We start from the raw sequence: 20,140 nt of genomic DNA, 5'->3' as shown, positions 1-20,140 counted from the left end.
ATCGTAAGTAAAGGAGAGATCGCTTTCGATGAAAATCACGAAGATACTTAATAATAATGCCGTAGTTGTTCTAGATAACGAGCGTGAGAAGATTGCTGTGGGATCCGGAGTTGCTTTTAATAAGAAACGAAACGACATCGTTAATTTAGACAGAATAGAAAAGATATTTGTTATGAGGGAAAATGACAAACTTCAACAATTGTTAAGTCGAATTCCTGAAGAACATTTTACAATCTCTGAAGAAATTATTTCGTACGCTGAGGAATATATTGGTGGAAAGTTAGACGAACGTATTCATATTGTACTGACTGACCATGTATCATTCGCTATTGAAAGATTAAAAGATGGTATTCAACTCAATAACAAGCTTTTACCTGAGATAAAAATCTTATATAGGAGAGAATTTGAGATTGGTCTTTGGGCAATACAACATATAAAAGAAAGATGCCAAGTTGAAATGCCGGAAGATGAAGCTGCTTACCTCGCTCTTCATATCCATACGATGAAATTACAAGGAGGCGATTTACATCAAACGTTAAAGCAAACGACGATTATTCGGGATATGGTTCAAATTATTCAAAAAAAATTAAACATACATCTCGAGGAAAACGACATTTCCTATCATCGTCTTATCACTCATTTACGCTTTGCTTTAACAAGGATGAATCATTATGAGCTCCATACAATGGATGAAGAAATGCTTGTCATGATTAAAAAGAAATTTCCTTATTCGTACAATTGCGCCGTCGAAGTGACCAAAGAGTTAAAGAAATTGCATGGTATTGACCTACCAGATCATGAGTTAGGTTACATCGCAGTCCATATTGAAAGATTGCAAAAGCAATAAAAAATTCGAAATTATTTTATTTTTTTAAGAAAATTATCTAAATATTCTGTATTGGAGTGAATTATTATATGAAGAAATATTTACAACGGCTAGGTCGTTCTTTAATGTTACCAGTAGCTGTTTTACCTGCTGCGGCTATTTTGATGGGTATCGGCTATTGGATTGACCCTGATGGCTGGGGTTCTGGAAATGTATTAGCTGCTTTCTTAATCAAAGCTGGATCTTCAATTATAGATAACATGTCGTTTCTATTTGCAGTTGGGGTAGCGTTGGGGATGTCCAAAAATAAAGATGGCTCTGCTGCTTTAAGTGGGCTAGTTGCTTTCTTAGTAGTAACGACATTACTTTCTACAGGAACTGTCTCTATGCTACTAAGTACAGATGTCGCCAATGTAAATCCCGCATTTGGCAAAATTGAAAACCAATTTATCGGTATTATATCAGGCATAATTGCTTCTATCATGTACAATCGCTTTAGCCATGTACAATTACCAGATTTCTTAGCGTTCTTTAGTGGAAAACGATTAGTTCCCATAATGACAGCTGCTTCTATGCTAGTCGTTTCCGCAGCATTGTTCTTTATCTGGCCAGTTGTATATTCTGCATTAGTTAGTTTTGGTGAAGCTATTAGTGAATTAGGTGCTACTGGTGCAGGGTTATACGGATTCTTTAACCGCCTATTGATCCCAACTGGATTACACCATGCATTGAACTCAGTATTTTGGTTTGACGTTGCTGGCATAAATGATATAGGTAACTTCTTGAAAGGAACTGGCACAAAAGGTGTTACCGGAATGTATCAAGCAGGTTTCTTCCCAATCATGATGTTTGGATTACCAGCTGCTGCTCTAGCAATGTATCATACTGCTAAAACAAAAAGAAAAAAACAAGCTGCATCTTTAATGTTAGCTGCAGGTTTCGCTGCATTCTTCACAGGGGTTACTGAACCACTTGAATTTGCATTTATGTTCTTAGCTCCAGCTCTTTATGTAGTTCACGCTGCTTTAACAGGTATTTCTTTATTTATCGCTGCAACATTCCACTGGACAGCAGGTTTTGGTTTTAGTGCCGGTTTTGTCGATTTCTTCTTAAGTTCAAGATTGCCACTTGCTAACCAACCTTTAATGTTAATCGTCCAGGGTTTAGTATTTGCAGTCATTTACTATTTCTTATTCCGTTTCTTTATCGTGAAATTCAACTTAAAAACACCAGGTAGAGAAGACGATGAAGATGTAGAAATAGATGATGCTGGAGAAACTACATCAGGTAATAAATTCTCAGATATGGCCGCTAAAATCTATAATGGATTAGGCGGAGACCTAAATGTAACTTCTGTAGACCACTGTGCAACTCGCCTACGTGTAGAAGTGAAAAACATGGATGCTGTTGATCAAAAGAAAATTAAGGCTACTGGTGTTCCTGGTATTAATGTAGTAGGACCGCAAAGTATTCAAGTAATCGTAGGAACAAACGTCCAGTTTGTTGCGGATGAAATTGAAAAAATACGAAAATAATAGTAATTTACTAGACTGAGTTGTAAGATGCTCAGTCTTTTTTTCTATAAGATATCAAAAGTCTATTTGCTTTCACAGCTAATACAACAATTTGAAGAGAATTTGTTGCTCTGTAATAAAGTTTGATACAAATCATCTCTTTAGTTATTCTTCAAGGTGATTTCCCCATTGGGTATTTATGTTAAAATCAATGTTGCACTTGTGAAGAATTGTACTTAATCTAAAGGTGCATGATAGTTGAATAAAGGTATAAAAAATGACATCAATTTAGGTTTTTTTTCATACTATATTATAGGGGTGGAAAAATGCCAAGAATTAAATACCGAGATGCAGACGTTGCTTTAATGGCAAGGATGATGCGCGCAGAAGCTGAGGCTGAAGGAAACCAAGGGATGTTATATGTTGGCAATGTAATTGTTAATCGAGCTGTATCAAATTGTTTAGACTTTAATGATGTAAGAACCATTGAAGATGTCATTTATCAGGTTCAAGGTGGAAATTTTTCTTTTGAAGCTGTTCAAAAAGGAAATTTATTTTATCAAAGAGCGAGATCTTCTGAAAAAAGATTAGCAAAACAGAATTTGGATTATTGGAGACAACATCCAGCGAAATTCGCCCTTTGGTATTTTAATCCATATGCTCCTTGTCCTCCAACATGGTACGGTCAACCTTTTACAGGGCAATTTAAAAATCATTGTTTTTATGAACCAGCAGCTGGAACATGTGAAAGTGTTTATATCGGTTAGATTATCTAGGAGTTATTATTAATACTGGAGTTTAATTGAAAACTCTCCTTTTTAATAATACGTATACAACATTTTTAGTAGTTGGTAATGCTTGGTGGCCAATAATATTCATTCAATGCAACTCATGTAGGTAATGTAAAAGTTATCCGTTTAAAAATGCTTCAAACCCTAACCGTAGTCTACTTTTCTCAAACGTTGTTATGGTGTACTCTTATCTCACGAAATAAAAAGGGAACTTCCTGGTTAACAGGTGTTCCCTTTTTATATATCAAACATTTAGCAATAGTAATTATCCAAGGAAGTAAGATTATGAAATATTGTACTAAACTAAAGGGATGCTTTAGTTCAGGCGTTTGATATTTGCGTTGAATTTTTTCTTACTTTCGATATTCCCCCTTTTACTCTAAGGGGAGCAATAATATCAAAGTCGCGCACAGACTCATCCAATAAAGTTTCTTAGTAATTATTTAAGCATACGAATGAAGTCCCGCAATAACGAGATTAACAAACACTTGGTTGAAAATGATTGTTCCGAAACCGATAATGGATAACCAAGCTGTTTTTTCTCCTTCCCATCCTTTACTTAAACGTAAATGAAGGAAAGCTGCATAAAATAAGAAAGTAATTAAAGCCCATACTTCTTTCGGGTCCCAGCCCCAGAATCGGCTCCATGCATATTGCGCCCAAATCATAGCAAAAATAAGTCCGCCTAGTGTAAACAATGGGAAACCGATAACAATTGATCGGTAAGAGATTTCATCCATTGTTGTAGCATTAACACGATTTGTTAGTGGTTTTAACAATGTAATAATTTTACGCCTTGTAATCAACCGGATGAGTAGATAAAGTACAGTACCTACTAAAAACGACCAAATAAGTGTATTTAATTTCATCGCGTTTAAAAAGCTTGAAACTTCTAAATAACCGTTTTTTTGATTCGTTTCTGTATATTGATTATCTGAATTAACTTCAACTACTACAGATTTTACTGGTGCCGTAATGGCTGGTAACTTGTATTTATATATTTCTAGTTTTTTATCTTGGTTTAGAAATTGAAGTTCCTTTTCATAGCCTGTGATAGTAAAAGTTGTCGATGCTCCTATAAATCCACAGACTACTACAAGTAAATACAAGACTAACTCTAAAAAGAACGTTCTTTTATTCTTTTCTTCTGTATTAATCACTTTTAATAAATAGATTACACTTGTTACAAAGGAAATTGATAAGACAGCGCTTGAGAAAGCAACGGTAATAACGTGAATTGTTAGCCACTCACTTTGAAGTGCTGGAATTAGTGGCTTTACCTCCTTTGAAAATGCATTAGCATAACCTAGGATTAATAAGGAAATCGGTAATGCAAAAAGACCAATAACCGATTGGTGATAAATATAATACATGATTAAAAAACCAGCCACGAGCATAATGCCGAAGAATGTCATAAATTCATACATATTACTAACAGGCGCATGGCCAATTGCATTCCATCTAGTCACAATGTAAATAATTTGAAGGATAAATCCTATCCAAGTGATCGTTATGCCGATAGTAGAAAATAGCATTTTTTCTGAAGAAACAGCTAAACCTAAAGGCACAATTGCGATTAAATATAATAGAAAAGAAATATACATAGCTGTACTGCTTAAATCAATTAAAGATTCCGTTGTCATTGAATACCTCCTGCTGATATTGAATAGTGAGTACCTAAAATATGGTGATTTATATTATTAATTACAATATTACCCTATTAACTAGAGGTACTAATGCTATAAACGGAAAAAACAATGACAACTTCATGACAGAATATAACAATTCATTGCGCATTAATTAAATACGATAATTCAATTTATACTAGATGAAGTATTTGAAATAAGATCAAATTTGACTTCACATTATGAAAAAAATCACCAATTTCCCACAAGTATTTTCAATTATTTCTGCATCATTTCCGCAGAAAAAGGGGAATTTATCATATCTTCGTATTCTTCTACATTAAATGCTATCTTCATGTCATTAAAGCTCCTATCATTTTTTAACTTTTACTGATGTTCCTGAAGTTGGATAAGCAGTTACAATTACACCATCTTTATTAACAACAACCTTCATATTTTTATTTCCATGTTTATTTAACTTATATGTATAGGTTTTATATCCATTTTTAGCAGTACCCTTAAGAGTACCTTTAGACAAAGAGGTCATAATAATTGATTTAATTGTAGATTCTTTAAGTCTTTTAGGATAAAAGTTGCAGCTTAGAAATAAAGTTTGATTAAAAACACAATAAACCTGTATTTTTCGGTAAATAAGAATAGTCCATTTTGAAAAAAGATTAATCAAAATGGATTATTCTCTAGTAGTTTTAAGTTATGGTTTTATAAAAAAGTTTAATCATTTTCTACCTTTGATCTTCCAAAATCGTGCCCGTTGATTGAACAAATATATATGTTCTCTCAAAGAGATCAGTTATATAGAAAAATTCTAGGTCATGGTTAAGTTTTTTACACATTTAAGTTGTTTACTCCACAATCAGTGAGATAGACTAAACAACATAAATCTTAAAATACAAATTAGTTAAGGAGTTGTGCTCCACTACTCCCTTTTTGTTAAATCATTTGTGACGGACCTATGAACCTTCACCAAAATCTAGAGTACTTCCTGTTTCTACTAAAGTCTTTGTATTATTTAAAATCATCCACCAGGCATTGTCGCTGTTCTCAAAATAGGGATCATCTTCTTCCCACTGGTCATGAATGAGTGTCAATTTCGTGCATGAGCCAATAGGCTCTAGAAGATAAGAAATTCTCGATTCAAATGCATGATCATCTTTCATATAAGACTTTCCAGTATAGTGAGTAAATCGAATTAACTGATTCGGTTCATACTCCAATACGTTACCGTATACATGTACCGTTTCATCTCCATCTACTCCAGGACCTACATACTCCAAGAGATCGCCCACTTGAAATGTAGATCTTATGACGGACCCATAATAAATTTGTTTTGTACCCTCAGGAGAGATTAATGCCTTCCAAACTTCCTCTGGTGTACCTGCAATATAAAATTGATACTTCAAATCCTTCATGATTTATATGCCTCCTAAAAATTTTGTTCTGTACATGTACATTATAAAAAAACTTCACTGCCAAGTACGGTCAGTGAAGTGAAGTTTTTTTATAATGATTGAATAACTCAAAGCTGATAGTTGCCAATTTTTCTTGTAATAAAGTTGGTTCCAAAATGGTAATAGATTTACCATAGGGAAGAAGAAAGTAAGGTACAAAGGTATGAATAGACTCTTTATCAACCTTAAAAAGAGCTTGGTCGTTTTTTCGTTCTATTAAAGCATGACTAAATAACCAATGCTGACATAAATCATCAAGCGCATGTGTCTTGCCTTTGATACGGACAGAAATGAGTTTTTCAAGTTGGTTTGAATCAGGTAAAAGGTCTTTTAGGAAGAAAGAACGTGCTGAAAATCCCGAGGGTCTGTCAAATTTTTTATCTGTTTTGGATAATGATTGAATACGATCGATTCTAAAACTCCGAATTTCTTTACGCAGATGGCAATATGCAACTGTGTACCACTTACCTTTCCAATAAACAAGACCATAAGGATCAATATGGCGTGATTGCGGTTCGATTTCCCTATCTTTATGATAAATAATAAATAACTTATAATTTTCGGCAACAGCAATTTCTAAATCTTGTAGAATAGATTTCAAAGACGGTTCGACTGTAGGATGGATGACTTCAAACCCTCTTAAATGACGATTGATATGATTCAATTGCTCCGCGTTTGTATACATTTTCAATTTAGAAATTGCTTCATCTAACGCTTCACTAAAGGGATACCCTGCATCTATTGCAAATTTTGCAGCATGAACAAGCGCTTTCTGCTCATCCAGGTTAAAAAACAAAGGTGCCTTTGTAAACTCATTCAGTAAACTGTACCCACCATTATGTCCTGCATCTGAAATGATTGGTACTCCACTTGCACAAAGAGCATCAATATAGCGGTACACCGTACGGATACTGATTTCTAATTCCTCTGCTAGCTCCTTAGCAGTCAATTGTTTCCTCGTTTTGAGGAGCCATAATATAGAAAGCATATTAACCATTTTAGACATACATAGGAATTCCTTTCTCCAAGTAACTATATTCAAAAGGGGTAAAGCATCATAACTTTTTTCAAACATTGCGACTTTCTTCAAAACATCGCATCTTTTTTATAAACATCGTGACTTTATTTTAAATCCACAGGATCAAAGGTTATGTTGAAGAATCGGAGTTAAAGGGACTGCACTCCTTACTTACGGTTCCTTTTTCATTTTTCGTCTAACGAAACTGGAGAGAAAACATAATTTCCTTTTTCTATAGGAGCAGAAATGGAGATTGGAACGCGCTCAGAGAAAATAGGTCCATCAACTACAATAGTGTGAAATTCACCGTTCTCGCCACACGCATCGATGCCTGCTGCTTCTAGTTCCTCCACTAATTCTTTTGTCAATCTTTTCCCAACATAAGAAGCAGGCATCATAGTTGTATTCACTACAATAATCCACGACTCAAAATCAGCTTCTAACAGTTCCTCTACCACTGATCGCCGCGACATTTTCCATAGTGGATGGACTGCTATAATATCCGATTTCGTACATGTTGTTTGGACCCAATCTAAATGACCTTCCAGATCAATATCTCCGAACACGCCGTGTGTAATCCCTTCAGCTCGACATGCATCCATCGCATCTATAAATTGTTCCTCATATGAGCTCCAACTTGCAGGTTTAGTTAACAGGGGTATCCCTAATTTATCTACTTGTGCTTGTACAACTTCTAAAGGAACTGCATGTGACTTAGAAATCTCCCCATCATCCTCAAACATCGTTAAAATTTTCTTCGGAACCATCCCTAATTGCAGTGCTCGATAATATGCCAGCGCTGAATCTTTCCCACCACTCCAGGAAGCAACGAAATGTACGTTTTTCATAGTAGAATCACTCCTTTTATTGCCTGTGTTAGAATCAATTATTAATAGATTCTAACACAGGTACATAATTAATCCTTTTGCTGAAATTAAAACTTAGAACTCCATCACAAATAGCTATCTTAAACGGTACTCATTATACGAATTTACAAGTTTTATATCTCCATATTTTACTACATTGACAGCAAATATGTATTATTAGATCCTTCGTATAATATCTCTAGTACCATCAGTTAGGATATTCACCCAATCTAAGTTCTTTATTACCCTTTTATTAACTCTTTTCTTTTGGCTCTCATATTTTTAATAAACAATATAGTTGAACATACAAAACCACCAACTAGACACTGAACTATACTGCTCATATATAAAAGTGCACCTATCCCCTCTAGTATAAAGTCTTTTGGATAGTATGGACCCCAATCTCGAAATGTAAATCCAAGGTCCAAAAAGTAAATAGCCAGTCCAACCCCACAGCTTATAATAATGAAAAGAAAGTTATTTAAAAATGATCCCCCTCTTTTTTCAGATTCTATTTTATAGTTGATTGCCAATAAAACTATCGGCGTAAATAATATAATTTCTGCCTGTAATGTCGACAACTCTCTTGTATTTCCTATATTTTTAAGCAACACCACTAATGAATGAATGCATAATACAGGTACTACATTAAGTAATACTAAGTTTTTAAATCTCATCATATTCTCCTAACTAAATTAACAAACAAGATTCAAAAAGAGAAATAACTCTATGAATAGTGTATTATTACACTTTATATTTTATATTATTTTTTATTAATATGCTATATAAATTAATACAAGATTTTGTGATTTATATTACCAATAATGAATTAGTTGTCTAAAAACTGGTGAAGCTGAATTATTGTATTCAAAAATCGTAAATTTTGAATAGATATGTCTCTACTCTCGTTTTTTCATAATGGCTATATCTTAATCTAATAAAAACGCTAGTGTTTATTACTTATTAATTCAGGTTCCTTAATAAATAAAAAAACACCCCTTATGATAGACTGTAAATCGTCAACCCTAAGGGGTACAGTTTATAATATCGTAATTAATTCCTTTAAATCATTAATGACTTTATCTGCTTTTTCTAGTTCTGTAGCCTGTGCGAAATCGAAATTGACACCTATAGAAGTTAACTCATTATCTTTTGCAGCAAGAATATCTGATAAACGATCCCCTACAACTACCCCATTTTCAATTCTATTTTCCAGTAAAATCTTCTTTACCAAATCCGATTTATGTCCAGAAGGTATGGTCTGAATGCTGTATACTTTCTTGAAAAATCTATGTAGCTCGTAAGTATCAACAATCGCTTGTAAATAAGAAGCTTGTCCATTACTCGCTATGTATAAATCATACTTCAAACTAAGTGTTTCAAGGACAAGTTCTGCATGAGGATATAAGGCACCTTGTTTATCTTTAATCAGATTAATCGTCTTTTCATGAAAAATCTCATTATTCCTTTCACGCATCTCTGGTGAATGTTGTGGGCATAACGTTTCCCAGACAACCGGTAAAGGCACTCCCATTATCTCCCGGTACTTATTGATTGGCGTATCCTCATTCCATGATCCATTGGCTCTTAAGATATCAAATGTTGCTGCCAAAGCAGGTTCTAAGATCAAATTTGTTTGAAACAATGTACCATCCATATCAAAAATAATTGCTTGTTTCATTAATAAGCCACCTCTCATTCTTAATTACAAATTCACAATTCTACTGTCATCTTCAATAGTACAAGAATTCATCACGTTGTTGTTCATATATTTTAGCATTCTTTCTCTTTTGTACCTTAAAGTAGCTCCTCAATTCATTTGAATCCTTACATGTTTAACTTTGCTCATCGAAAGAAATCTCCTTCTATTAAATATATTTTATTAAATATAGAATTTACTCATCATAATATTTGGGAAAATAATACAATTAATGAACATAAAAACCTACACTATTAGTATGTATTAATTAATCTATTCCCTAGACAATATCCCTAATTCTACGATAATACTCACATACTATCAGTTATCTAATTTGTAATATATTGGTTTAAAAGGTTATTATATATGTATGGAGGTGGTTTAAGAATGAAGTTTGAGTTAAATCAACGAGTAATACATGAAGGACAAAAAGCTATTATTTGGGACTACAGTGTTAGAAAGAATACTTACTCCATTAAGCCTTTTGAAGATGGGGATATGTTACTTTTTGACATTCCTGAAGACGCTATTAAACCTATTGATCAATCTGGTATGGCGGAATCTGCGAAAAGACTAGCAAGGTCACTTAGTAGTGCGGTACACTCTCAAAATGGAGACGTTGAATCTCGAGATTTGGAAAACTGTATGGTAGATCTATATAATAAGGGGCTACTAATGGAAAATGCTTTTTATGATTATTTCATTAAAGAAATTAAAAACCAGGAAGAAACTTTGAAAATATAATAAAAAAGCCTAATTTCTTGCATAATACACCGGGAAATTAGGCTTTGGTTACTTAATAAAAGAAGTACAATTAAAAAAGACCCCAGTAAAACACTGGAGTCAGCTATTAAGTTGGGAAAATACGTCTATTCTACTGTCCTTGAATAAATACATAAATCTAAACTTTCTCTCTAGGCTTATGATTAATAGTAATCACTATTTAACGTAATACTTTGTAACATCTCCGCCAGCAACGATTAGATATTTGCTGTCCTTAGTGAAGTTCATACTAGTTTTATCAATCATTTTAAGTTCGTATAATAATTTATAAGAACTGTCATACATTTTAACTCCTCGCATGTCTAGAAGAGCAATTCTTTTTCCATCTGGACTGATTTTAACCTCACCAATAACGCCATATGGTCCTCCGAATTTTTTTAGAACTACATTTGAATCTGTATCATACACGTAAACCATAAAATCTTCTTCGTCAACGTTTGTAACGCTTAATAATAATTTATTATTGTCTTTTGTAAACGTAATACCTCTTACTTCTTTATTATCGATTTTAAATTCTTTTATAACATTTCCTGTTTTTGTATCATGTAATACAACACGCGTATCATCATAGGCTGTAGCTAAAATTGAACCATCTACAGAAAGTGCTGCTGCGTTTCTTCCTGTTTCAACATCATCTATTTCCACCACATCTAAGTCTGAATTTACAACTTTCCCTTTACTCTTATTCTGACTAGCATACGATACCCCATTTTTCACATCGAAGAAGTAATCATTGTTAGGGTTAAACAATTTGAATTTATTATATGAAGTAAATTTGCAATTGAAGTAATCAAAAATACTACCGTCATAATGAACTAAACCGTCTTTCCAAAAGAAAATAGAATTCTTCTTACTATTATTCTTAGCAAAAGATTTTACTAGATTACCGTTTTTTAAATCATATAAAGATGAGCCAGCTGAAACGTATTTATTGTCAAAGGATGTATCTACTTTTCTTCCTTTATATTTCCCATCAACGCTCCATACTTTCCTAGAAACAGTGACAGGCAATTTAACTTTTTTACCATATGCTTTTACGTACACATATGCTTTACCGACGTTCTTAGATTTCACTACACCTTTACTAGAAACAGTCACAATTTTCTTATTAGAGGAACTAAAAGACACTTTCGGTTTCTTTACGATCTTCCCATTTTTCTTAACACTATAGTTAACTTTTGCAGAACCGTTGTACTTAAGCGTACTTTTACTAAGTTTTGCAGAAAGCGTAATCTTACTTGCTGCATCAGCAACTGGAGTTACCAAAGAGAATAACAATACAACCAAAACCAAGTAACGGATAATTTTTTTCATTTACACCTCTCCTTTATTTTTTTAGTGTAAAAATTTTAGTTAATAATTATAACATATTTAGGGTTTTAATAATCAGAAACTTTAGACTTATATATAACTAATGCACAGAAATTTTCAGAAAAGAAAAAACACTCCCAGCCTATCATGCAGCTGAAGGTGTTTTTCTTTTTACTATAATAAAAAGCAGCTACAATTCTAGGAGCTACATTGAATAAATATAAAATACAGGATTGAACTTCAAGTCCACCCATCATGGAGTGGTCTTTTTACGCCTTCTTAAGATAAGGGACTCATGGTTTTTTAAAATTTTAGATATTTTTTTATTTTCTTCTTTCTCGGTAGATATGGAAAAAATTATTGATATACTCTCTATATCAAAAATGTATATAAGTATAATAAATAAGGAGTGGAAAAAAGAAAGAGTAATAGAAGGAAAACAGCATCAGTAATTTTAAAATGTTTATATTTTAACCAATGATTCTTGTTTAACTAATTCAAATTCTTAAGAAATCTTCATAAAATTTCTCATTAATTATTAATAATTTCCAGTTACAATAAAAGTGAAATGAATATAAAAACATTGGTTGGTCTCTCATTAAGTGTAGTGTTTGAGAATCATCAGAATAATTTAGTTAGGAGCGTCTTATCTTGGGAGTTACAGAAATTATTAATAATATTCGGTATTTAATGTTGCCAGTAATCATTATTATTGTAGTTGAGTTCTTACTTATCGCACTATATTACTTCTTTTATTATAGAAAACAACAAACAGACATAAAAAAAATTCAAATAAAGAAACTTATTCTTGGCGCACTTTTCATCGGATATATTGTTTTTGTGTGTGAGTTAACTATTATTGGCCGTGGCACTTCACACTACTTGCAGATGAACCTTAATCCGTTCAGTGGTTACATTGATGCGTGGAAGAAATACTCTTTGCGTGATCTACAAAATTGTATTTTTAATATATTAATGTTTGTTCCATTAGGAATTTTTTTGCCTTTAATTATCGTTAAAACTAAAGAGTTTAAGTGGCTTCTTTTTGTAGTTGTAAGTACCACACTGTCTATTGAAACGTATCAAACACTTTCAGGAGCAGGGATTTTTGAGCTTGATGATTTAATTAACAATTCACTTGGTGGGATTATTGGATACCAGTTATACATGCTAGGGGCTTCCATTGCTCATCACAAAAAAGTAAAAATAAAAAGTCTGGTCAGAAATCTTGCTATACCTCTCTTGATGGGTTTGATTTTTCTTGGGATGAATATTATCTACGCCCAAAAGGAGTTTGGTCATCTAGCAATAAACGCGTATACAAAATCGAATATGTCAGGGGTTGATTTATCAACTTCATTAGAATTAAGCTCATTACCCGCAGTTGCCCCAGTATATAAGAAAATGATTAATAATGTTGGAGTTGAAGCCCTGTTACAAGGGAAATTAGGATTATCAGAGTTGAGTGCACAGGATAATGGTGGTGATCGTGAGATTCTATTGGAAGATAAAGCAGGGGTCCCATCTACGTTATTTATAAGTTCAGAGGGAAGTTGGTCATTTTCAGAGGATCTTTATACACCAGAGCAAACTTCATTAGCAGAGCAAGAGCCAATGGTTGACAAGGCATTGGCAATGATGGACGAACTTTCTATACTACCCCAAGATGCAGAATTTACTGTATTAGAGAATGGAGATTTTGAATGGGAACTTCCAGATCGTACTGATTTAAACAAAGATTATTGGTATGGTGATTTAAGTCTTGGGCTTAAACCCGATGGCAGTGTTTATTCATTATCGTATAATCTTCATAAAAACCAATTTATACGGGAAGTGAACATCTTGTCATTTGCAGAAGTGTATGAGCGAATTAAGAATGGAGAATTCCCCCAAATAAAATATAATGCACTGGTACAGGAAGAAGAACTTATTATAAAAAAAGGTGACCAACTTGATTTAGAATTAATTGAGCTTACGTATATGTATGACACGAAAGATTTCTATCAGCCAGTATACAGAGTTTCCGGAACATTTAATGGAAAAAGTTGGTTCACCTTGATTCAAGCAAGAAAGTAGTCGTACCATTCGGTAGCTCACGTTCCAAATATGATGAAAGCCCAGACTCAAAATTAATAGAGAACCTGGGCTTTGATGTTAGAAAGGGTCCAGTTTCTTTTGTGCATTATTAGTTTTGATTTTATTGGCATTATTCTATGTAAAGTAGCTGTTTGCATATCGTAATTGCTTGCTTTTGATCTTCTAACATATCACTATCCTTTACACAATTCCCTACTCAAATTATTGCTATCTAGGACAGTAATGATTTATTATCTCCAAAAGACGTTCAGTTTTTTCCGATGATACATTTTCAGATAACCTTGCTCCTGCAATGATTGGAGCCCATTGAAAAATACTTTCTTTTGATAATCCACTTTTCTCACAATAAAGTCGCAAATACATATCAGCTAATTCCGCTGAAAATTGTGAATACAAAAGAAAAGTCCGATATATGTCGGCACGTATATCACCTGAACTGGCATCAACCCAATCTATAATTGTAACTTTATTATCGGACATGATTAAATTATATAGATGATAATCTCCATGACATAACCTATTCTCAAATGTCATCGAATCCAATTTTCGTATTAAATCTGCCTTATGTCTTTTATCCAACTTGTGTGCTGCTTCAATTTGGCGCCTTAGTTTTTCAGACATTGGTTCTAGTGAATTCGTAATAATCGTATGGATTTTTTGTTGTATATCAATGGAAATATTCATGTAATATTCTGCTTGATCCATATTTTCAGATAAAAGCTCTCCTAATGTCCTTCCCTTAATATACTCCATTATTATAGCTTGTTTCCCATCTATTTTAGTGACATCCAAAACTTTAGGAACAGAAAGTCCATGCAAAAAGGCATGTTTTTGCTTATTTGCTTCATATGATGATTCCGTATCCGGCAAATATTCATTAAATACTTTAACGATTTTGTTTTTGTAAAGATAGATTTTTGCTGTGTTTCCTGATGCTGTCGGATGTCCTAAATCCATTTTTTTCACTCCTTAAATATTATCTAAAAAAAAAGTGTAAGTAAAAGATGCCGCATATGATAAAACCGAAAAATCCCACTATGCGCTTTATTTTTCATATCTAAACTGAAATGAATTTTTTATAGGCTAATTTATTTCCCTTGTTTTAGATCTCTTCAGCCCATACCTAACACCAAGGATAATAATAAGTATAGCGAAGATTGATGCATTTACTATTCCTTTTTGCAACACACTCATTGGTTGCTCTGTTGCTTTTTGTACATAATCAGCTTGTATGAATTGCCCTCTTTCATTTTCTACTGCAATAGCATCTGCCATTGAAACTCCGCTTATCTCATAATATTTTGTGCCAATTGCAAACGTATTTGATGCATTACCATAATAGTCTCCTGATGAGTCATTTGGTTTTGTATTTACTTTCCCTATGACATTGCCGATTTTTTCATCTAGCAAAACTACTTCGGACACTTCATATACTTTTCCATCCCATACTACAAATGGGTAAGTCAAGATTTGTGCATGAACAGTTGAAGTACTAAGTAGGGCAAAGAATAAGAATATAGTAAATATTAAACATCTATTACCTTTCATTTTGTATCTCCTTCTTCCTTTTTAGAGGATTGAGATACATTTTATGCAATAGATTCATGTAACAATCAGTAATTATTATGGCTCTGTTTTTTCAACACTTCATCTTGTAGTAATAAGCGCTCACTCATAAAAACGCCTCTAATAGGAACGCCTGCTTCTGCCTCTATTTTTGTTGGAGTCATAAGAAATATAAAGCGGATACTCTTTTTTAATGTTTCTCTATGAAACTTTACAGGAACTATAACTTTCGTCTTTTCAGGCACTATTAATTTCTGTGTGCTCTCTAAACGGTAGTCTGACATTAAACACAATTGACCTTTTATCTCATAATCTTTATCGTTGTTAATTGCCAGATAATAACTGCCATCTTTAATTTGTTCAGCCACTATAGAAAGTTTCTTATCTTCAAATAGTTTTAAAGATATTCTGTTTTTGAAATCTGATTCTCTCTGTTCATGCATGATTTCATATTTTTTATGCTCTAATGGCATCTTTCCATTTGTTACTTCAAGAGAAAAATAAATTCGAGTGTAAATATACTTAATACTTGGGTTACATTCTTGCACTTGCTCAACATATTCGAAACATGGCTCATTAATTAAGTGAATAATATGCTTACCTATTGGTAAATTGGAAAGTTCAAAATCGAATGTAACTTCTCCTAATTTCGGAACATGTATTATGTGATATTCACTCTCTTCCCCATTTACAATGAAGCTGACTGGGGAGTCTATATTTTCCACTAATATATAGAAAACGATTTTATCACCTGTTTGAGTTTGATGATTTAAGATATACGACCCTTTAAAACAACCATCTGCATCTGTCTTAAAATCTAATTTATCCTTATTATTTGTAAACTCAGGTTTAGTCTCCATTCTAGTCGTTCTGCTATCACTATTGTGCGATACTTTTTCTAGTTTAGCGCTTTCCTTATCCATAAGTGGCAGACTCCTTTATTTTCATAATAAGTATCGGAGTAATGATTTTAATGAGTGCCGAGCCCTCTACCGATAAAGTTTGCTGATATGGGCTTCTTCCCAATTTCCCTAGCCCAAACGGACAATTGGCCGATGTGATGAATTTCATGAGCAATGATATGTCGCATCACTTCACCCCAAGTGTCTGTTAAATGACTGCCATCTGATTGTAAATCGTAAAATTTATTACTTTCCATGTTTTCATCCCAGTTGTTTACAAACTCCTCTACTTCCTTATGAAATCTAGCGTCTAATTCTCGAACCTTGCTTATACTCTTATAATCATCAAAATTCTCTTGAAAATCCTCTTTACCTTGTATTAGACGTATCCAGCTCCACTCCACATCAACTATATGAAAGAGTGTTTGTAATATACTGCCTACCCCTCCAGTTCGATTCTTTAAAAGTTCTTCTTCTGTTAAGTCTTCACACCAGCTGTACCATTCATCTCTTATTAACCAGTTATAATGAAATAATAATTGCATTGAAATCTCTCCCATCTATAAACTAAATGATTTTATTTTTGATACCCAACTAAATATTCGGTACTTTTCTATGTTTAGTAGCTTGTTCAAAAGCATAGGCCAGTTTGATTAATGTTCCTTCGTTAAATGATGTGCTTGCAAAAGTGATGCCGAATGGTCTTCCTGATTCCATATAACCCGCTGGTACTGCGATTGTTGGATAACCTGCTTTTGCTGAAACAGTAGAGCCTAAATATGATGGAAATAGAATAGCATCTAAATTGTATTTTTTTAATGCAAAGCCAATTCCTTGTTGTTCAGAAAAATAGATATCCTCTAAGCGCGCAGTTAAATATTCTGGATTACTTAACGTATTTGGTAGATGTTCACGCAGTTCTAATCTGTCTTGCCCATTTTTTAACGCTCGATCTGCATGGTCTTTATTGAACTGAATTAGTTCACTAAAGGAATGTACAGGTTGTTGTGGTGGAAGTTTCGATAAATAGTTGTCGAGGCTGTGCTTTAGTTCATATAAAAGAACGGCACCATTACGTTCTCTATGAAACGCTGGAATTTCAATATCTTTCACTACTGTTGCACCTTGATCATGTAATGTTTGAACTGCATTTTCAAATAACTCACCGTCATATTCATCTGAGTTATAAAACTCGTCAGAACCATGTGTAAAGACTCCTATTCTAGCATCTTTTAGTCCATCGATATGTAAATAACTCGTATAATCCTCGATTTCTCTTTCTTTCAATTTATGTGTAGCTGGATCTTGCTCGTCGACACCGACCATTGCTCCAAGCAAAATCGCTGCATCTCCTACAGTTCTTGCAAAGGGGCCTGCTGTATCCTGCGAATAGGTAAAGGGAATAATTCCTTTTCGACTGATTAGACCAACAGTTGGTTTAATACCTACGACTGAATTCAGGGTTGCTGGACTAAGAATAGATGCATCTGTTTCTGTACCTACTGCTAAAACCGAAAAGTTTGCTGCTACAGCTACTGCCGATCCTGAGCTTGAACCACCTACAAATAGATTGGGGTCACCGTAAGGATTCAATACTTGCCCTCCTCTAGCACTATAGCCAGCCCACATTGTCGTCGACATTGCATTTGCTAGTTCTGTCATATTCGCCTTGCCTAAAATAACAGCTCCAGCTTGTCGCAATTTATCTACTAGAAAAGCATCTGATGAACTACAGTAATTTTCGAGTGCTAGTGTCCCTGCACTCGTATGCATATAATCATTCGTTTCAATATTGTCTTTTAAGACAACTGGAATTCCGTGCAAAGGTCCTCTCGCCCCATTGATCGTTCTTTCATGATCTAATGCTTCTGCTATGAAAATCGCTTCAGGATTTATTTCCAGCATCGAATTAATCTTGGGTCCACCTTGATCATATTTTGCTATTCGATCAAGATAGTACATCGTTAACTCTTTTGAAGTTACTTCCCCATTTACCATTGCATCTTGTATATCGACTATTGTTAATTCATCTCGGTAGAAATCTTTGAACCTAATACTCACCTATACACTCCTCCATTTTTTTCAAACTTAATTTAATTTTACTATATTTGTTAATAACGACCTAATAATAAAACCCCAATCTTAAAAAGAAGAAAATAAGATTAACTTATTCTTTCTTTGAAAGATTGAGGTTTAATATTTTTACTGTAAATTTAATTAAAAACGTTCCGTAGTAAGATCAATATTTACAGAAAATGCGGCTTTACTGCCATCTGCAGCAGCAAACATTATAGAAGAGGGTCCTGATTTTTCGGTTTCACCAGCAATATACACATTTTTTTGAGATGTGCGACCTGAACCATCTGTCTCTACTACTCCATTTCCTTGTACTTTACATCCTAATTGCTCAACAAATTGATTTGGTCGATAAAAAGACGGTACAACAAACCCACCTGATCTAAATATCGTTTCTCCTGATACAAATTCAATTTCTTGAAGAATACCATCATCGCCTATTAATTTTTTAATTCGCTCCGTTTTTAACTTAATATTGCGCTTTTGTAATTCACTAGCCCCATCTTTAGATAGTTCTACTCCATTAGTTAAGACAACTAAATCCTTCGTCCAGTTATAGACTAGTTTAGCCAAATGCATTATATGTGCCTCATTATCTGCCATGACAACTAATGGTTTATCCCGTAACTCCCATCCATCGCAGTATGGACAACTAAAGAGGCTTTTCCCATAATACTCGCGTATACTCTGGAATGAAAATACTTCTTGAATCCCAGCTGCTAAAATCACTTTTTCTGCAACAAATTCCAGGCCATCTTCTGTTTTTGCGATAAATCGGTCATTACTAGAATCTTTGATAATTTGAGTAACTGTTTTTTGGAAATAAGATACGGATGGATAATTTTTCAATTCATTTAACCCTATTTCTTTAAACTCTTGTGGCTTGATCCCATCTCGAGTGATGAATCCATGTGACTCCTGTGTCACTCTGTTTCTATTTGTACCGTTATCAAATATTGCTATGTTCCTTCTAGCTCTTCCTAATGTTAAACTGGCACTTAATCCTGCAGGACCTGCTCCAATAATAATACAATCAAAAATAGTCATTTTCTTCACCCTGTTCTTTTTGGTATTTTTAATTACAGATATTAATACTCTTTAATAGCTATGATTAGTGTAAAAAAACAGGGCTTAATGAGCCTCTGTCATTTGTTTAGCTATGTCTACAATTTTTTGATTTCTTAATTCATCTAGCATCTTTTCTTCTGCTGAAACAATAACTTTTTGAATCAAGCAATTTGGATCATGATGTAAACAATAGTCAAATAAGGATGTAGGACCTTCAATAGCTTGAATAATATCTAAAAAAGATATGTCTTCCCAATTAGGTTTTAATTTATATCCACCATTGGCACCAGAAACTGATTCAACCATCCCCGCCTTAGCAAGTTTAGTCAGTATTTTTGACAAATACGTAGTTGAAACATCTTGATGTGTTGCAAGTTGCTGAACACCTACATGCTTTTCAGGAGTAACATTGACTAAATATAACATGGTATGAAGAGCGTAATTCGTTGCTTTTGAATATTTCACCTTAATAATTCACTCCTAATCATAGATATCATTTATCTACCATATCTATTTTCTGTTTTTTAGT

20 protein-coding genes are annotated in these 20,140 nt (G+C 33.6%); 5 read left to right on the top strand and 15 right to left on the bottom strand.

Going from position 1 to position 20,140, the window contains the following annotated elements:
* The first annotated feature begins 28 nt into the window (after positions 1-28).
* From MHH98_RS08685 to MHH98_RS08675, 3 genes are all read left to right on the top strand, one after another.
* The gene (locus MHH98_RS08685) at positions 29-847 is read left to right on the top strand and encodes a PRD domain-containing protein (protein WP_076034597.1); all 819 of its coding nucleotides are present in this window, start codon (positions 29-31) and stop codon (positions 845-847) included.
* A 68-nt stretch (positions 848-915) separates the two neighbouring features.
* The gene (gene nagE, locus MHH98_RS08680) at positions 916-2,361 is read left to right on the top strand and encodes an N-acetylglucosamine-specific PTS transporter subunit IIBC (protein WP_038185227.1); all 1,446 of its coding nucleotides are present in this window, start codon (positions 916-918) and stop codon (positions 2,359-2,361) included.
* Positions 2,362-2,666: 305 nt separating this feature from the next.
* A complete protein-coding gene (locus tag MHH98_RS08675) occupies positions 2,667-3,107 on the top strand; it encodes a cell wall hydrolase (RefSeq protein WP_038185229.1) in 441 nt (146 codons plus the stop codon).
* Positions 3,108-3,574: 467 nt separating this feature from the next.
* On the opposite strand, the gene ccsB is transcribed toward MHH98_RS08675, so the two are convergent.
* The 7 genes from ccsB to MHH98_RS08640 form a co-directional block, all read right to left on the bottom strand.
* A complete protein-coding gene (ccsB, locus tag MHH98_RS08670; protein ID WP_340712570.1) occupies positions 3,575-4,774 on the bottom strand; it encodes a c-type cytochrome biogenesis protein CcsB in 1,200 nt (399 codons plus the stop codon).
* Between the two features lie 355 nt (positions 4,775-5,129).
* Entirely contained in the window at positions 5,130-5,441 is a 312-nt protein-coding gene (locus MHH98_RS08665) for a hypothetical protein (protein WP_038185233.1), read from the bottom strand.
* 286 nt (positions 5,442-5,727) lie between these two features.
* The gene (locus MHH98_RS08660) at positions 5,728-6,186 is read right to left on the bottom strand and encodes an SRPBCC domain-containing protein (protein ID WP_038185235.1); all 459 of its coding nucleotides are present in this window, start codon (positions 6,184-6,186) and stop codon (positions 5,728-5,730) included.
* Between the two features lie 70 nt (positions 6,187-6,256).
* On the bottom strand, positions 6,257-7,231 hold the full coding sequence (locus MHH98_RS08655) for a helix-turn-helix transcriptional regulator (protein WP_076065910.1): 975 nt from the start codon (positions 7,229-7,231) through the stop codon (positions 6,257-6,259).
* Positions 7,232-7,428: 197 nt separating this feature from the next.
* Positions 7,429-8,091 carry a Dph6-related ATP pyrophosphatase gene (locus MHH98_RS08650; protein WP_038185241.1) on the bottom strand — a complete coding sequence of 221 codons (663 nt, stop codon included), beginning with the start codon at positions 8,089-8,091 and terminating at the stop codon, positions 7,429-7,431.
* Positions 8,092-8,351: 260 nt separating this feature from the next.
* Positions 8,352-8,786, bottom strand: coding sequence for a hypothetical protein (locus MHH98_RS08645; RefSeq protein ID WP_038185244.1), 435 nt, complete (start codon positions 8,784-8,786; stop codon positions 8,352-8,354).
* Between the two features lie 362 nt (positions 8,787-9,148).
* Positions 9,149-9,790, bottom strand: coding sequence for an NIF family HAD-type phosphatase (locus tag MHH98_RS08640; RefSeq protein ID WP_340712569.1), 642 nt, complete (start codon positions 9,788-9,790; stop codon positions 9,149-9,151).
* A 405-nt stretch (positions 9,791-10,195) separates the two neighbouring features.
* On the opposite strand from MHH98_RS08640, the gene MHH98_RS08635 reads away from it, so the two are divergent.
* Positions 10,196-10,552: a hypothetical protein gene (locus MHH98_RS08635; RefSeq protein WP_038185250.1), complete on the top strand. Its 357-nt coding sequence runs from the start codon at positions 10,196-10,198 to the stop codon at positions 10,550-10,552.
* A 195-nt stretch (positions 10,553-10,747) separates the two neighbouring features.
* Here MHH98_RS08635 and MHH98_RS08630 read toward each other — a convergent pair whose 3' ends face one another.
* Positions 10,748-11,905 carry a WD40 repeat domain-containing protein gene (locus tag MHH98_RS08630; RefSeq protein ID WP_340712567.1) on the bottom strand — a complete coding sequence of 386 codons (1,158 nt, stop codon included), beginning with the start codon at positions 11,903-11,905 and terminating at the stop codon, positions 10,748-10,750.
* Positions 11,906-12,553: 648 nt separating this feature from the next.
* Between MHH98_RS08630 and MHH98_RS08625 the strand changes: the two genes are divergently transcribed.
* Positions 12,554-13,978: a VanZ family protein gene (locus MHH98_RS08625; protein ID WP_340712565.1), complete on the top strand. Its 1,425-nt coding sequence runs from the start codon at positions 12,554-12,556 to the stop codon at positions 13,976-13,978.
* Between the two features lie 228 nt (positions 13,979-14,206).
* On the opposite strand, the gene MHH98_RS08620 is transcribed toward MHH98_RS08625, so the two are convergent.
* The 7 genes from MHH98_RS08620 to MHH98_RS08590 form a co-directional block, all read right to left on the bottom strand.
* Positions 14,207-14,956, bottom strand: coding sequence for a phosphotransferase family protein (locus MHH98_RS08620; RefSeq protein WP_076034602.1), 750 nt, complete (start codon positions 14,954-14,956; stop codon positions 14,207-14,209).
* 126 nt (positions 14,957-15,082) lie between these two features.
* Positions 15,083-15,547, bottom strand: coding sequence for a hypothetical protein (locus MHH98_RS08615; RefSeq protein ID WP_038185270.1), 465 nt, complete (start codon positions 15,545-15,547; stop codon positions 15,083-15,085).
* 65 nt (positions 15,548-15,612) lie between these two features.
* Positions 15,613-16,488, bottom strand: coding sequence for a hypothetical protein (locus MHH98_RS08610; RefSeq protein WP_038185274.1), 876 nt, complete (start codon positions 16,486-16,488; stop codon positions 15,613-15,615).
* Positions 16,489-16,535: 47 nt separating this feature from the next.
* A complete protein-coding gene (locus tag MHH98_RS08605) occupies positions 16,536-17,012 on the bottom strand; it encodes a DinB family protein (RefSeq protein ID WP_038185275.1) in 477 nt (158 codons plus the stop codon).
* A gap of 49 nt (positions 17,013-17,061) precedes the next feature.
* On the bottom strand, positions 17,062-18,528 hold the full coding sequence (locus tag MHH98_RS08600) for an amidase family protein (RefSeq protein ID WP_038185277.1): 1,467 nt from the start codon (positions 18,526-18,528) through the stop codon (positions 17,062-17,064).
* A 156-nt stretch (positions 18,529-18,684) separates the two neighbouring features.
* Positions 18,685-19,590 carry an NAD(P)/FAD-dependent oxidoreductase gene (locus MHH98_RS08595; RefSeq protein WP_340712563.1) on the bottom strand — a complete coding sequence of 302 codons (906 nt, stop codon included), beginning with the start codon at positions 19,588-19,590 and terminating at the stop codon, positions 18,685-18,687.
* 84 nt (positions 19,591-19,674) lie between these two features.
* On the bottom strand, positions 19,675-20,076 hold the full coding sequence (locus MHH98_RS08590; RefSeq protein ID WP_038185282.1) for an Rrf2 family transcriptional regulator: 402 nt from the start codon (positions 20,074-20,076) through the stop codon (positions 19,675-19,677).
* Positions 20,077-20,140 lie beyond the last annotated feature (64 nt).

This window comes from Viridibacillus sp. FSL H8-0110 (assembly GCF_038003565.1).
Lineage (GTDB): Bacteria > Bacillota > Bacilli > Bacillales_A > Planococcaceae > Viridibacillus > Viridibacillus arenosi.
This window is presented reverse-complemented; position numbering and strand designations above follow the sequence as displayed.

Coding starts and splice junctions, on each gene's coding strand:
- MHH98_RS08685 (WP_076034597.1), top strand. CDS start 29: ATGAAAATCACGAAGATACTTAATAATAATGCCGTAGTTGTTCTAGAT.
- nagE (WP_038185227.1), top strand. CDS start 916: ATGAAGAAATATTTACAACGGCTAGGTCGTTCTTTAATGTTACCAGTA.
- MHH98_RS08675 (WP_038185229.1), top strand. CDS start 2,667: ATGCCAAGAATTAAATACCGAGATGCAGACGTTGCTTTAATGGCAAGG.
- ccsB (WP_340712570.1), bottom strand. CDS start 4,774: ATGACAACGGAATCTTTAATTGATTTAAGCAGTACAGCTATGTATATT.
- MHH98_RS08660 (WP_038185235.1), bottom strand. CDS start 6,186: ATGAAGGATTTGAAGTATCAATTTTATATTGCAGGTACACCAGAGGAA.
- MHH98_RS08655 (WP_076065910.1), bottom strand. CDS start 7,231: ATGTCTAAAATGGTTAATATGCTTTCTATATTATGGCTCCTCAAAACG.
- MHH98_RS08650 (WP_038185241.1), bottom strand. CDS start 8,091: ATGAAAAACGTACATTTCGTTGCTTCCTGGAGTGGTGGGAAAGATTCA.
- MHH98_RS08645 (WP_038185244.1), bottom strand. CDS start 8,786: ATGAGATTTAAAAACTTAGTATTACTTAATGTAGTACCTGTATTATGC.
- MHH98_RS08640 (WP_340712569.1), bottom strand. CDS start 9,790: ATGAAACAAGCAATTATTTTTGATATGGATGGTACATTGTTTCAAACA.
- MHH98_RS08635 (WP_038185250.1), top strand. CDS start 10,196: ATGAAGTTTGAGTTAAATCAACGAGTAATACATGAAGGACAAAAAGCT.
- MHH98_RS08630 (WP_340712567.1), bottom strand. CDS start 11,905: ATGAAAAAAATTATCCGTTACTTGGTTTTGGTTGTATTGTTATTCTCT.
- MHH98_RS08620 (WP_076034602.1), bottom strand. CDS start 14,956: ATGGATTTAGGACATCCGACAGCATCAGGAAACACAGCAAAAATCTAT.
- MHH98_RS08615 (WP_038185270.1), bottom strand. CDS start 15,547: ATGAAAGGTAATAGATGTTTAATATTTACTATATTCTTATTCTTTGCC.
- MHH98_RS08610 (WP_038185274.1), bottom strand. CDS start 16,488: ATGGATAAGGAAAGCGCTAAACTAGAAAAAGTATCGCACAATAGTGAT.
- MHH98_RS08605 (WP_038185275.1), bottom strand. CDS start 17,012: ATGCAATTATTATTTCATTATAACTGGTTAATAAGAGATGAATGGTAC.
- MHH98_RS08595 (WP_340712563.1), bottom strand. CDS start 19,590: ATGACTATTTTTGATTGTATTATTATTGGAGCAGGTCCTGCAGGATTA.